Origin of the sequence: Devosia sp. 1635, assembly GCF_013185955.1 — a bacterium.
In the GTDB taxonomy this organism is placed as follows: domain Bacteria; phylum Pseudomonadota; class Alphaproteobacteria; order Rhizobiales; family Devosiaceae; genus Devosia.
Genome location: NZ_JABAOM010000001.1, coordinates 443,654 through 457,075, shown reverse-complemented (window position 1 = coordinate 457,075; position 13,422 = coordinate 443,654). Strand labels below are relative to the sequence as shown.

At 65.2% G+C, this 13,422-nt stretch carries 11 protein-coding genes; 8 read left to right on the top strand and 3 right to left on the bottom strand.

Features of this window, described 5'->3' with window-relative positions; all coding sequences use genetic code 11:
- Nucleotide 1: 1 nt before the first annotated feature.
- Nucleotides 2–2,368 carry a CoA transferase gene (locus HRU92_RS02270; RefSeq protein WP_172122841.1) on the bottom strand — a complete coding sequence of 789 codons (2,367 nt, stop codon included), beginning with the start codon at nt 2,366–2,368 and terminating at the stop codon, nt 2–4.
- A gap of 234 nt (nt 2,369–2,602) precedes the next feature.
- Here HRU92_RS02270 and HRU92_RS02265 point away from each other — a divergent pair, with 234 nt between their 5' ends.
- Complete coding sequence (locus tag HRU92_RS02265) at nt 2,603–3,673, top strand: LacI family DNA-binding transcriptional regulator (protein WP_172122840.1); 1,071 nt, start codon at nt 2,603–2,605, stop codon at nt 3,671–3,673.
- A gap of 186 nt (nt 3,674–3,859) precedes the next feature.
- On the top strand, nt 3,860–4,417 hold the full coding sequence (locus HRU92_RS02260) for a hypothetical protein (protein ID WP_172122839.1): 558 nt from the start codon (nt 3,860–3,862) through the stop codon (nt 4,415–4,417).
- A gap of 67 nt (nt 4,418–4,484) precedes the next feature.
- Here HRU92_RS02260 and HRU92_RS02255 read toward each other — a convergent pair whose 3' ends face one another.
- Nucleotides 4,485–5,588: a M24 family metallopeptidase gene (locus HRU92_RS02255; RefSeq protein ID WP_172122838.1), complete on the bottom strand. Its 1,104-nt coding sequence runs from the start codon at nt 5,586–5,588 to the stop codon at nt 4,485–4,487.
- Nucleotides 5,589–5,886: 298 nt separating this feature from the next.
- Here HRU92_RS02255 and HRU92_RS02250 point away from each other — a divergent pair, with 298 nt between their 5' ends.
- The 4 genes from HRU92_RS02250 to HRU92_RS02235 all read left to right on the top strand — a co-directional run bounded on the left by HRU92_RS02250 (nt 5,887) and on the right by HRU92_RS02235 (nt 8,664).
- Nucleotides 5,887–6,078, top strand: a complete 192-nt coding sequence (locus HRU92_RS02250) for a hypothetical protein (RefSeq protein ID WP_127752452.1) — start codon at nt 5,887–5,889, stop codon at nt 6,076–6,078.
- Between the two features lie 73 nt (nt 6,079–6,151).
- A complete protein-coding gene (locus tag HRU92_RS02245; RefSeq protein WP_172122837.1) occupies nt 6,152–6,886 on the top strand; it encodes a DUF4336 domain-containing protein in 735 nt (244 codons plus the stop codon).
- A 213-nt stretch (nt 6,887–7,099) separates the two neighbouring features.
- On the top strand, nt 7,100–7,846 hold the full coding sequence (locus tag HRU92_RS02240) for an SDR family NAD(P)-dependent oxidoreductase (protein ID WP_172122836.1): 747 nt from the start codon (nt 7,100–7,102) through the stop codon (nt 7,844–7,846).
- A 26-nt stretch (nt 7,847–7,872) separates the two neighbouring features.
- A complete protein-coding gene (locus tag HRU92_RS02235; protein ID WP_173087500.1) occupies nt 7,873–8,664 on the top strand; it encodes a DUF2243 domain-containing protein in 792 nt (263 codons plus the stop codon).
- 691 nt (nt 8,665–9,355) lie between these two features.
- Here HRU92_RS02235 and HRU92_RS20820 read toward each other — a convergent pair.
- A complete protein-coding gene (locus HRU92_RS20820) occupies nt 9,356–10,801 on the bottom strand; it encodes an FGGY family carbohydrate kinase (RefSeq protein WP_172122834.1) in 1,446 nt (481 codons plus the stop codon).
- A 112-nt stretch (nt 10,802–10,913) separates the two neighbouring features.
- Here HRU92_RS20820 and HRU92_RS02225 point away from each other — a divergent pair, with 112 nt between their 5' ends.
- Together HRU92_RS02225 and HRU92_RS02220 are read left to right on the top strand one after the other, a co-directional pair.
- Nucleotides 10,914–11,855 (top strand): substrate-binding domain-containing protein, encoded by a 942-nt coding sequence (locus HRU92_RS02225; protein ID WP_172122833.1) that lies wholly within the window; start codon nt 10,914–10,916, stop codon nt 11,853–11,855.
- Between the two features lie 57 nt (nt 11,856–11,912).
- Entirely contained in the window at nt 11,913–13,418 is a 1,506-nt protein-coding gene (locus HRU92_RS02220; protein ID WP_172122832.1) for a sugar ABC transporter ATP-binding protein, read from the top strand.
- The last annotated feature ends 4 nt before the right edge of the window (nt 13,419–13,422 follow it).

Genomic DNA, 13,422 nt, shown 5'->3' with positions numbered 1-13,422 from the left:
CTCAAGCCCCCGCCAAAGGTTCGGTGCCCATGGCGTCGCTCGCTTCGATGCGCGCGATTTCCTCGGGGGGCAGGCGCAGAATGGATTGCAGCACATGCCGGTTGTGCCCGCCGAACGTGGGGGCGGACCGGATCTGGGCGCCGGGCGTGGCGCTGAGGTGAATGGGCAGGCTCGGATGCGGGTGCCGGCCGGCATCGGGATGCTCGAGCTCGGTGAAAAAGCCGCGATAACCGAGATAGGGATCCTCGGCCAGATCCTTGGGGTTCTGCACCGGCGCTGCGGCAATCCCGGCGGCTTGCAACTGCTGGGCAAGGGCATGCTTGTCCTTGTCGGTGGTCCAGCCACTGATGATTGCTCGCAGCGCTTCGTCATTGTCTCGCCGCCGATCGAGGTTGGCGAAGCGCGGATCAGTGGCCAGCTCGGGACTGCCCATCTCCATGCACAGCCGCTGCCACTGCCCTTCGTCCATGGCCGCAATGGCGATCCATTGATCATCGCCGAGCGTGGGGAAGGCATCATGCGGGGCCGCGTAGGGCACGCGGTTGCCGTTGAGCGGCGGGTCATCGCCGGTCTCAGCGGCCTTGAGGATTTCCGCACCGATCAGGTGCATGGCCGCTTCCACCTGCGGGATCTCCACATATTGCCCCTCCCCCGTGCGCTGGCGATGCACCAGGGCCGTGAGGATCGCAGCGGCCGAATTGAAGCCCCCGATGGGGTCCAGATAAGAAGGGCCGGTGACTTCGGGCTGCCCGCCGGGATAGCCGATCATCGCCGACATACCGGCCGCCATTTCCATGGTGGGCCCGAGCGCGGCATGGTTGGACATGGGTCCGGTCACGCCAAAGGCGGGCAGTTCGGCCACGATGATATCGGGCTTGATGGCGGCGAGGCTTTGGTAGTCGAGCCCAAGCTTTTTCAGCGTATTGGGCCGGAAATTGCAGATCAGCACATCGGCGACCTCAACCAGGCGCCGCAGGGTCGCCCTGCCCTCCTCGGTCTTGAGGTTGAGGATGCAGCTGAGCTTGTTGACGTTCTGGGAATTGAACAGGAACGAGCGGTCATACCAGCGGGCGCCCGGCTCCCGATCGGGAAAGTTGACCGGATTGGGTTTGTCCTTGTTGAGCCGCCAGGAATTGACTCGGTTGGGCGCTTCGACATGGATGGATTCAGCGCCGAAATAGGCCAGCACCCGGCCGGCCATCGGCCCAGCCCACGCGGTCGTCAACTCGATCACGCGGATATCTTGCAGGGGCTTATCGTGGCGAGGCGGCGCGCTGGGCGCGGGCCGCGCCGATGGGAGGTTTTCGGTCGGGCCCGCACCCAGTGCCGGTGCCAGCGAGCGCAGTTGGCGTGGCGTCGCTGACAAGCGGAAGGGCGCCCCCAGAACGGTCCGGCCGTCCAGGGTCTGCCAATAATTGCGCTCGCGCAGATGGCGGCTGTTGATCAATTCGGATGGGCGATAAGCCTTGGCGGCAATCACCTGCGCTTGTTGCAGCCGTTCCACCAGCGCCTCGGCCTCGAGATCGGCGACCTTAGCCTGGAAGATGGCAAACAGCGTATCCCAATTGGCACGCCGGTCGGCGGGATCGGCAAAGCGCGGATCATGCTCGAGCTCGGGGAGCTCGAGCGCCCCCAGCAGTGCATGCCAGCGGAAGTTATAGATCCAGATGCACACCCAGCCGTCGCGGCAAAGCACCTGCCCCGCCTGCACGGCCTGTTCCGTGCGCTGCCGCACGGAGCCATTATAGATATGCTGCATCACATAGGGGAAACACATGGCGGCGGCGGTTTCGGCGGCATCGATCTGCACGATCTGGCCGGGACCGGTTTCGCCGCGAGCATAAACCGCGGCAAGCGTACCAATAAAGGCGCCGATGCCGCTGGCCATGGCGGCGCGATTGCCGGTGCCAAACAGCGGCTCGCGTCCGGCCGCACCATTATTGTGCATCATGCCTGACAGGGCCTGCAACACGATTTCCGGGCCTTGCCACTGGGCGCGGGGACCATCAGCCCCAAAGCTCGAGGGCTGCACCACGATGCAGGCGGGGTTCTGCCGGCTGATCCGTTGCGCATCGGCACCGGGGGGCAGCACGGCTATGTCGGCGCCGACCAGCAGCATGGCCAGCCGCTCGGCGGCATCGGGTGCATCGGGATCGAGCACCAGTGAGCTTTTGCCCGAATTGAGATGGAAGAACTGCAGGGAATCGCCGTGGCGCGAAAACGGGGCCATGCGGCGGACGGGCGAGCCGTCCGGTCCTTCCACAAGAATAACGGAAGCGCCGTAATCGGCCAGCAGGCGGGCGCAGTATTGCCCGGCCAGAGTATCTGAATAATCGACCACGCGCAGGTGGTCCAAGGCGCCCGTCATGGCCCCTCCCAATGACAAGTCAAGCAAACAGGATTGCAGCGCACTCACCTCCCTGCCGCACCAATGGCGCGGACGGATCGGCGTTGGCCGGACTTTTCTGCGAAGTCCTTTGCCTGCCACACGCCAACGATAACATGCTTGCATACGGATGCAACCGCTTGTTTGCATCCGTATGCAAAGATATGTCCTAAGCTGGAGCGATGCGCTATGCTGCCCAGACAATCGAGACGCTTGATGACCAAGACCGACCCCGAGGCACTGCAACTGCGCCATAAGCCCCGTACGGCGCGTGAACTGGCGCGCCTGATGGGTGTCAGCCAGTCAGCCGTGTCGCGCGCCTTCACGCCGGGCAGTTCGATCTCACCGGAATTACGGCAGCGCATCCTGCGGGCGGCCGAAGAGCTCGACTACCAGCCCAATGCCATCGCCTCCATGCTCTCCACCCGACGCAGCAATATTGCGGGCATTGTCGTGTCGGAGATGCAGAACCCGTTTTATCCCAGCCTGATCGAAAAGCTCTCGCGCGGCTTGCAGCGGGTGGGTTTGCAGAGCCTCATGTTCAACATCACCCGTGGCTCCAATATCGAAGAGCAACTGCTCGCCCTGCGGAAATACAATGTTGATGCGGTGGTGATTATTTCGGCCACCGTGCTGTCCGGCGCTTCCCTGCGCTGGGCCACCGAAGGACGGGCAGCGGTGCTGGTCAACCGCACCATTCCCGATCTCAGCCTGACTTCCGTCAGCTGCAACAACATCGAGGGGGCCCGCGCTATTGCCGACCACTTCTATGCCATCGGCCGGCAGCGCGTCGCCTATGTGGCCGGCCTGCCCCATACCTCGACCAATCTTGAGCGCCAGAATGCCTTTGTCACCCGGGTGGCGGAACTCGGCATGCGCCTAAGCCACTGCATTGCCGGCGGCGAATATAGCTATGAGGCCGGCTATCGCTCGGCTCTCGAGATCGCGCGCGGCGAAGCCACCGATGCGGTGTTTTTCGCCAATGACATCCTCGCTGCAGGCGGCATGGATGCGCTGACGGAAGCGGCCGGCCTGCGCGTGCCCGAGGACATCGCCGTTGCCGGGTTCGACGATGTCGAACTCACGCGCTGGCCCCACTATTCGCTTACGACTTTCAGCCAGCCAGTGGATGCCATGGTCGACAAGGCCGTGGAGCTGATCCTGGGCCAGCTCGCCAATCCCGAGCTGGCGCCCTCCCACAATCCGCTGAGCGGCGAACTCATCGTGCGCCGGTCCACCATTGGCGGCAACACCGAAGCCTTGCCGCTCAAGGCGCCCTCCGTTTAAGGGTGCCGCTTTCTCTTGTTGCGCTCCCGACACAAGCGGCTCCGCGACGGGCACAATTGCCAATTCGGCCTTGGTTTTGACCGAACCATCTGAGATGCTGGGTGAGCCAGGCTTGCAGTAAGGAGTTTTCGTTTGGGACGCGTGATCAGCTTTGCGGTTTGCAGCTTGCTTGTGGGGGCTTTGGCGATGCCGGCTCTTGCCCAGGAAGTGGAGGTTCCCGCTCTCGACAAGAACGGCAATGTGTTCCTGTTCGGTGGCGTTTATTCCAGCGAATCGGTCGGCGAAACTTTCAACTTCATCGCCACCGACTACCAGGACGCGTATATGCTGGGCGCGGGCTATCAGCACTTCTTCCTCGGCCATGAGAACGGTTTCCGGCTCGGGCTCGAGGGCGGCGCGGCCGTGCGCAAGGGCCCCGATTTTGCCGGCGAAGTGTGGGCAGGCGTCGTGGCGCGCTCGGACGGGTTCATCAACACCGACAAGATCAAGATCTCGGCCAGCATCACCGGCGGGCTGTCCCTGATCACCAATCCGCTCGATGTCGAAGTGGTGCGCGAGCTAAAGCGCGATGGCGACAGCACGTTCCTGTTCTACATGGCCCCGGAGCTCAGCATCTCCACCCACGACAATCCGGATATGGAATTTTTCTGGCGCCTGCAGCACCGCTCGGGCGGCTGGAATACGCTTGGGCATATGGGCGAAGGCGCCAATGCCAATACCTTAGGCGTGCGCTGGTCCTTCTAGGCGCGCCGCCAGTGCCGACCAAATGGGGAGAGCGCCCGGCGCCCTCCCCTTTTCTTTGCCCCTTCGCTCAGGCGCCGCCGGCAATCGCCGTGCGCAGCAGATCCGACAAGATCTCCGCCACGCCATTGCGGATGATGACGATCTCTTCGAGCCGCAGGCCGAACCGGCCCTGCAGGTAAATCCCCGGCTCGATCGAAAACACCATGCCCTCTTCCAGCACCGTGTCGGAGGTTGCGGTGATGTAGGGCGTTTCGTGGATGTCGATCCCCAGCCCATGCCCGGTGCGGTGCAGGAAATTGGGGCCGTAGCCAGCCGCGGTGATCACATCGCGGGCCGCCTTGTCGACCTCCCGCGCCAGGACGCCCGGCTTGGCCGCGGCAATCGCCGCCTCCACGGCCCGGTCGAGCACGCCATGGATCTCGTCAAACCCTTCCGGCGCCGTGCCGAGATAGCCCACCCGCGTCATGTCGGAGGGATAGCCGCCGATGCGCGCGCCGGTATCGATCAGCACCGCATCGCCCGCCTTGAGCTGGGTGTCGCCGGTGTGGTGATGGGGAAAGGCGCCATTGGGGCCAAAGCAGATGCTGGTGAATTCGCGCGCCGCGCCATGATCCTTGTAGAACTGCCCGATCACATCGGCCACTTCGCGCTCGGTGATCCCCGGCCGCAGCGCGGCAAAGCCCGCGAGCATGGCGGCGTCATTGAGCACGGCACTGGCTTTGAGCGCGGCATATTCCGCCTCGTCTTTGCGCGAACGCAGATAGCTCACCGTATCGCCGGTGAAGCGGCGCTGGGCGCCCGGCAGCGCATCGAGCACCAGCAGGGCGAAATCGGCGCGCATGGTTTCATCGAGCACGACCGAAGCGCCGCTGCGCGGCACGCCCGTGGCCTCTAGCAACTGTTCGAGCGCCGCATCGGGGCCTTCGGCATCGGCCCAGGGAAAGAACGGCAGATCGGTGTGCTGGCGGGCGCTGTCGACATTGAGCGCCGGCATCAGGAAACCCGCAAAGCTCTGGCTGACCATCAGCAGCACCGGGCGTTCGTCGCCATGGGGCGACAGATCGGCCAGATAGAGCATGTGGCTGGACGGGCCGATCACCACAAGGTCGGTGGAAGTGGCAGCCATCCGCTCGCGCAGCCTGGCCATACGGGTGGAAAGAACGGGATTCATCGAGGGCGATACTCGTTTGCGGGAGAAACCTGGCTCAAAAAAGGAGCGCGATGGGAATGGCTACTACACCCCTGCACGCGTGGCCACCACCCGTCACGTCCTGGCTAGCGGCCGCGCTGGTCACCTCATCGCCACCCAATGTTGTGATTTTCCAATGGCATAGAAAAAACGAGGCTGGGCGGCGGTTCCCGGGTTGTCAACACTCTCACCCGGCAAACTTTCTCGATTTCCCAAGAAACCGGCCGAAACCACCAGCCACCCTCTGCGTTGTCGGGCGCAATGTTCAAGGGTCGGATTCTTGCTGGTTTACTACAAAAGGCACGTCATCGTGGTTCTGGCAGACAAGATCCTCACAGCAGAAGTGACCGAACAGGCCACCCGCGCCTTGCTGCCCACCAAGGTTTCCGCTTCCTATGAAGAAGGGCTCGACCTCGTGGTCGAGCGTGCCAAGGCGCTGGTTGATCTTTACACCTCGCCCGCCCCGCGCTGAGGTGCTTCAGGTAAAGCGGCGCGACCTTTGCGGCGCGGGGGCGTTATCCAACCTCCCCACTCCGGAGGTCCGCATGACGAGCGTTGCTTATCTGCCCATCAACGAGCCCAAGCCCGTCGCCCCAGATCTCTGGATCGTCGATAGTGGCCCCATGCATCTGGCCGGCATGCCCATTCCCCTGCGCATGACGGTGATCCGGCTTGGCAATGGCGAACTGGTGCTCCATTCACCCACTCAGTTCAGCTTCGAGCTGCGCGCGCGGCTGGAGACGATCGGCCGCATCGGGCATCTGGTGGCACCAAACACCGTGCACTGGTCATTCATGAAGGAATGGCAGGAGCATTATCCCGGCGTCGTTTCGTGGGGTGCCCCGACGCTCAAGGAGCGGCCGGCGGTGCAAAAGGCCGATCTAAAGCTCGATCGGGTGCTGGAAGACGGGGCGCCTGGCGAATGGAATGGTGAGGTCGAAGTGGTGGTGGTGCGCGGCGGCGCCATTGCAGAAGCCGCCCTGTTCCACCGCCCCTCGCACAGCCTGGTGCTCACCGATCTGGTGGTCAATGTGGAGCCCGAAAAGCTGCCCCCGTTGATGAAGATCGGCGCCAAGCTGGTGGGGTCGGCCGCGCCCGACGGCAAAGCGCCGGTTTATGCCCGTGCCGCCTTCAAGGCCGGTGGTGCGGCGGCATCGGCGGCCGCGGCGCGGCTGGTCGCGCTGGATCCGGAACGGGTGATCTTTGCCCATGGCCGCTGGTTCGAGCAGAACGGCAAGCAGCAATTGCAGCAATCGTTGCGCTGGCTGCTGCCCGCCTGACGCCTTATCTCTTATCCTAGGGGAAGAGCAAACGACGTCTCTCAACCATTCCATTCACGCCACCCGACAGACGAACGGTTATCCCCTCTACCCCATCCGTCGCCCCTGTCCCGTCGGGTACGCCAGCAGACAGTGGGCGGCCCGTGCCGGGTGTTGACAGCCCGTGCCGCAAAGGGGGAATTGGGAGGGTCAAACAAGCCGGAGGAGCAAGGCATGAACCAGATCGATTTGCGCGAACGCGTAGCCGTAGTGACGGGTGGCGCGCAGGGGTTGGGCTTTGCCATTGCCCAGCGGCTGGTCGCCTCGGGCGCCCGCGTGTGGTTGTGGGACATCAACGGCGAGCTGCTGGAAGCGGCGCGCACCGCCCTTGGCGGCGCTACCTCGACCATCACCCTCAACATCACCGATTACGATGCCGTCGCCGCAGCCGTCGCCCAGGTTGAGGGGGAAGCCGGCAGCCTTGATATCGTCGTGCATTCGGCTGGGATCGCCGGCAAGAACGCTCCGCTCGACGAATATGAGCTCGATGAATGGCGCCGCGTGATCGACATCGATCTTAACGGCGCCTTTCACGTCAATCGCGCGGTGCTGCCGGGCATGAAGGCGCGCAATTATGGGCGCATTGTCAACATCGCCTCCATCGCCGGCAAGGAAGGCAACCCCAATGCGGCCGCCTATGCCGCCGCCAAGGCTGGTGTCATCGGCATGACCAAGGCCGTGGGCAAGGAAGTGGCCAAATACAACATCGCCGTTAATGCGATCACCCCGGCGACGGCCAAAACCCGCATCCTCGATGAACTCAAGCCCGAGTTCATCGATTACATGCTTAGCCGCATTCCGCGCGGCCGGTTCCTCGAGGTCGAGGAAGCCGCCAATATGGTGGCCTGGCTCGTGTCAGCGGAAAACAGTTTCACCACGGCGGCGGTGTTTGATCTGTCTGGTGGCCGGGCAACCTACTGAGCCACCCCCAAATCCGGAGGCAAGGAATGGCACAGGCGATGGCGGCAACCGAAGGCAGGAACTTGGGTGGGCGCCTCGGCTGGGCCGGCTTTGCCATCGGTTTCGGGCTCGGCGGGTTCTTTGACGGGATTCTGCTGCATCAGGTGCTGCAATGGCACCATCTGCTGAGCGGGCTCGAACAGGCCCGCCAGGACCTGCGCGTGTTGGTGATGACCGACGGGCTGTTCCACCTGCTCATGTATATCGTGACCGCCATTGGCCTATGGCTGCTGTGGCGCTCGCGCCAGGCCTTTGCCGAACCCGGCGCCGACCGGCTGCTGCTTGCCATGGCGCTCCTCGGCTTTGGCACCTGGCATATCATCGATGCCGTCCTCTCCCATTGGCTCTTGGGCATTCACCGCATCCGCATGGATGTGGACAATCCCCTGTTCTGGGACCTGCTTTGGCTCGCAATCTTCGGCATTGTGCCCTTTGTCGCCGGCCTGCTCCTGCGCCGCCGCCCCACCGGCGGGCGCCGCCTGATGAGCTCGCCCCTGGCCCTGGTTCTCGCCGTCGTCGTCGCCGCTCCCCTCGCCGCCCTTCCGACGCCGGGTTTGGACAGCGTCATGGTAATGTTCCGCCCCGGCGTTACTCCCGGAGAGGCGCTCACCGCCATCCAGCAATCAGGCGCCCGGCTCCTTTGGAGCGATCCTAACAACCAGCTCTGGGCCGTCGACCTCTCCCAGGGCGGCAACACCACCGCCCTCTACCAAAACGGCGCCCTCCTCGTCAGCAACTCCATCCTGCCCCTGGGGTGCCTGGACTGGTTCCGGGTTTAGGCGGGCAATTGCACAGATAGAGGTGCTCATGCCGGGGGTGGGGGCCCATCAGTGATCACCAGAAACACCCCCTCCCCAGCCCTCCCCTCAAGGGGGAGGGAGGCTAGACTGCCGACATTGAGACTGAAGAACAAAATAGTTCAGGGCTGCAAACACACACCGGCCCCTTCACAAACGCGAACCGTCCCCTCCCCCTTGAGGGGAGGGCTAGGGTGGGGGTGCAGGCGTCGGGGCGCGAGTGGAGTTTTGTGTGGAGCGCCCCCGATTTCGAGGGCTTAAGCAACCACCCACCTCGTGGACGGGCCTGAACCCCCACCCCATCCCTCCCCTCAAGGGGGAGGGTGTGCATCGGGGCACTCGGTCTGGGTACCACCCCCGCGCTTTAAGGCTGTTCCACAAGAACAATCCTCCTGGCTCATGCCTCCCCTCCCCCTTGAGGGGAGGGGCCGGGGGTGGGGGTCCATCAGTGACCCACCGCACCACCCCCTCCCCAGCCCTCCCCTCAAGGGGGAGGGAGGCCTGACTGCCTCAACGGAGCTGACAACAAGAGAGCTCAAGGCTGCAAACGCCAGCCCCGCCACAAACGCGAACCGTCCCTCCCCCTTGAGGGGAGGGCTAGGGTGGGGTCCATCAGCGACCCACCGCACCACCCCACCACGTCACTGAGACTACGGAACCGGGAACCGCCCCATCAGAACCCGCTATTGAACCCCCGCAGATCCTCATAAAGCCGCCGATACTGCCCCAGGCGCGCGGCATGGTAATCCGCCATCGCCGGATCGGGCTCGAACACCCGGTCGAACCGCACCAGCCGGCGCACCACTTCGGCGAGCGGCGTGCTCGCGTCCTGCGATTGCCCCGCGAGGATCGCCGCGCCCAGCGCTGCTGATTCCGGCGCCACGCAGCGGCGCAGGGGCCTGCCCAAAACATCAGCGCGGATCTGGCACCAGAGGTCCGATTGGGCACCGCCCCCGCCGATATTGATGACCTCGGGCTCGACAGCGCTCGATTGGCGCAGGGCATCAAAGGCCAGCCGCGCGGCATAGGCCACCCCTTCGAGCACGCCGCGCGCCATTTCGGGGGCGCCTGCGCTCGGATCGAGCCGGGCAAAGACGCCGCGCGTCTGCCCATCCCAAAGCGGCGCCCGCTCCCCCTGCAGATGCGGCAAGAACAGCGGCACCGTTCCCTTGGCACTGCCGGCCAGCGCCGCGGTGTCGGCCGGGCTGCGCCCCAGCACTCCGGCAAACCACCCCAGCGCCGCGCCGCCCATTTGCGTGGGCGCGGCATGCATGACGATCCCTTCATAGGGCGGAAACAGGATCACCCCGGGAGTAGGCACCACGGTTGCGCACACGATCCCGGCAATCTCGCTGGTGCCGCTTTGATACATCGCATCGCCATTGCCCACGACCCCGACGCCGAACATCCCGCCCCAGGCATCCATGGCGCCCACGACCACCGGGGTGCCCGCACAGGGCAGCCCGGCCCGCACCCGTCCGGCTACGGTGGTAAAGCTCGCCAGCGGCGGCAGCTTGGCAGCGGCGCCGGGCACGAGATCGAGCAGATCAGCGACATAGCCCTGCTCATTGACCATGCCCACGGCCGAAACGGGATCGCTCACCACGGCTCCAGTCAGCTGCAGCACGCAGAAATCCTTGGGCAGCAGCACATGCGCTGTCCGGGCATAAAGCGCGGGATCGACGCGCCGGACATAGGCCATGCGTGACAGAGCATGGCTGGCATCGATCGGCACCGGGCCGCCAAACCAGGCGAGCTTCTGCTCAGGCGTCACCTGCGCCTCGAGCGCGGCCGCATCGGGGGCCGTGCGCGTATCCTGCCAGGTGATCGCGGGCAGGAGCGGCTCTCCTGCGCCATCGACGAACACATGGGTGTTGACTTGGCTGCAGATGCCGATCGCCTGCAGCCCGCTCAAGTCATGTTCGGCGGCAAAGCGCTCGAGCGCGGCCAACACGCCGGCCATCCAGTCGCGCGGGTCCTGCTCGGCATGGCCCGGCTGCGGGCGGTGGGTGGGGTGAGCCTGCGAAAAGGCGGCCAGCCGCTCGCCCCCTTCCCCAATCAGCACGGCCTTGGTGGCGGTTGTCCCCACATCCACGCCGATAAGTGTGCTTTTCGCCACGCGCCGGTCCTCAAAACTCTAGCCGATCCCTGGGCTCTCCCATATGGTGCCGGCGAGAAAAAGGAAACACGCGCGGGCCCTTGCGGCCCGCCGCATTGGGGGACACCAGCACATGACCATTACCCGGGCCACGACGCGGCGCCTGCTCGCCGGCACTGTTCTGCTTTCCGCCAGCCTTGGCGCGGGCGCTGCCCTCGCCCAATCCAAGATCGCGGTGATCACCCCCTATCTGGCCCAGCCCGGCACGCAGTTCTATGTGGAAGCCTTCGAGGCGGCCGCAGAAGGCAAGGATTGGGACGTCAATGTGATCGACACCGCCGGCGACGTCGCGGCCGTGATCAGCCGCATGGAAGACATGGTCAACCAGAACGTTGATGCCATCGTGCTCAATGTCGATCCGACCCAGGTGACTGCGGGCCTGCGCGCCGCCGAGGATGCCGGCATTCCCGTGATCGGCATGGATGCGGGCTCCGATCCGCTGCTCGTCACCAATGTCACGAGCAATGGCTATGCCATGGCCGCCGAAACCGCCGCCTATGTCGCCGACCGGATCGATGGCGAGGGCAATATCGTGATGTTCGTCTTCGAGGCCTTCCCGCCCGTCCAGGTGCGCGGCGTCGTGGCCGACGCGGTGTTCGGCAACTTCCCCGATATCACCGTGCTCGATCGCGTGACCCCCGATGTGTCCGATGGCGGCATTGCCGATTCGCGCGCCAAGATGGAAGCGATCCTTGCCGCCAATCCCGAGCCGGGCAGCATCAAGGCGGTCTGGGCCGCCTGGGACCAGCCGGCGCTGGGCGCGCTGCAGGCCATCGAGGCGGCTGGCCGCGAAGGCGAAGGCATTGTCGTGACCGGCATCGACGCCAATCCCCAGGCGCGCGACGCCATCCGCGCCGGGGGCAATTTCGAAGCCACCGTGGCCCAGGATTTTGCCGGCATCGGCACCGCCGCCGCTGATGCCGTCGAGCGAGTGCTGGCGGGCGAGGAGATTGTCCAGGGCGTCATCTATGTGCCCTCCAAGCTCATCACCTCGGCCAATGTGGGCGAGGAATAAACGCTGAGCCATCCCCTGCCCGGCGACCCCGCGCCGCCGGTTCCCTCCTCTTCGCCCTTGCTGCGGCTGCGCGGCGTCGCCAAGGCCTATGGCGGCGTGCCTGCCCTGCGCGGTGTCGATCTCGATATCAGCGCCGGGGAAATCCATGCGCTGATGGGCGAGAACGGGGCGGGCAAATCCACCCTGATCAAGATCCTGGCTGGCGTGGTTGCCCCCGACACCGCCGAGATCACCCTCGACGGCGCCCCGATCCGCATCGGCAGCCCGCGCGAAGCCTATCGGCTCGGCTTTCGTTTCATCCACCAGGAATTCAATGTCGTTCCGGCGCTGTCGGTGGCGGAAAACATCTTTCTGGGGCGCCCCTATCCGCGCCGCGCCGGTGCCTTTGTGGATTGGCGACGCCTGAACCAGGCCGCAAGCGAAACCCTCGCGCTCCTCAGTATCACCCATCTCGATCCCGCCACCCCGCTCGGGCGCCTGTCGCTGGGCGACCAGATGCTGGTGCGCATCTCCGCCGCCTTCATCGGCGAGGCCGACGCCCCCGCGCGCCTTTACGTGCTCGACGAGCCCACCGCCGCCCTCAGCCGCGGCGAATCCGAGCGCCTCTTCACCGTGTTGCGTCAGCTGCGTGCCCGAGGCGCTGCCGTGCTCTATGTCTCGCACCGGCTGGACGAGGTCATGGCCATCTGCGACATGGCCACGGTGATCCGCGACGGGCGCAGCATCGATACTGGCCGCATCGCCGACATCACGCATGACGATCTCGTTTCCCTGATGATCGGCCGCCGCGTCGAGGAGGCCTATCCGCCGCGCACCACCGCCCCGGGGGAAGCCGTGGTGCTCGCCGCCGAGGCGCTCACCCCGCGCGGCGCCAAGCCGCTGAGCTTTGCCGTCCATGCCGGGGAAGTGCTGGGGATCGCCGGCATCGCCAATGCCGGCCAGCGCGAATTGTTGCGCACCCTGTTTGGCGATCTTGCCGCGGGTGGCGGCACCATGCGCCTCGATGGCGCCCCTTATCGCCCCCGCAGCCCGGCCGATGCCTGGCGTGCCGGGGTCAGCTATATTCCGCGCGAGCGCCGCTCCGAAGGCCTCGTCCTCACTCGCCCCATTTTCGAGAACACCACCCTGCCCCATCTGGCGGCGCATAGCCGCTGGGGCACGTTCCTCACGCCCCGCCACGAGATGGCGCTGGCCGCCCAACAGGGCGAGCTCGTGCGCCTCAAAGCCGCCGGCCCCCGGCAGCGCGCCGAGGAGCTCAGCGGCGGCAACCAGCAAAAGGTGATCTTTGCCAAGGCGCTGGTGGGCAATCCGCGCCTCCTGCTGCTCGACGAGCCCACAAGGGGCGTCGATGTCGGCGCCAAGTTCGACATCTATGCCATCATCCGCGCCATGACCGCGCGGGGCATGGGCGTGGTGCTGGTCTCCTCCGATCTGCCTGAGCTTTTGGGCATGGCCGACCGCATCGCCGTTATGCGCGAGGGCGCCATCAGCGACATCCTCCCCGCCTCAGCCCTCGACGAGGAAAAGCTGCTCAATCTCTGCTACGGCCGCGCCACAGGATAATTCG

Coding starts and splice junctions, on each gene's coding strand:
- HRU92_RS02265 (WP_172122840.1), top strand. CDS start 2,603: ATGACCAAGACCGACCCCGAGGCACTGCAACTGCGCCATAAGCCCCGT.
- HRU92_RS02260 (WP_172122839.1), top strand. CDS start 3,860: ATGCCGGCTCTTGCCCAGGAAGTGGAGGTTCCCGCTCTCGACAAGAAC.
- HRU92_RS02255 (WP_172122838.1), bottom strand. CDS start 5,588: ATGAATCCCGTTCTTTCCACCCGTATGGCCAGGCTGCGCGAGCGGATG.
- HRU92_RS02225 (WP_172122833.1), top strand. CDS start 10,914: ATGACCATTACCCGGGCCACGACGCGGCGCCTGCTCGCCGGCACTGTT.
- HRU92_RS02235 (WP_173087500.1), top strand. CDS start 7,873: ATGGCACAGGCGATGGCGGCAACCGAAGGCAGGAACTTGGGTGGGCGC.
- HRU92_RS02245 (WP_172122837.1), top strand. CDS start 6,152: ATGACGAGCGTTGCTTATCTGCCCATCAACGAGCCCAAGCCCGTCGCC.
- HRU92_RS02270 (WP_172122841.1), bottom strand. CDS start 2,368: ATGACGGGCGCCTTGGACCACCTGCGCGTGGTCGATTATTCAGATACT.
- HRU92_RS02240 (WP_172122836.1), top strand. CDS start 7,100: ATGAACCAGATCGATTTGCGCGAACGCGTAGCCGTAGTGACGGGTGGC.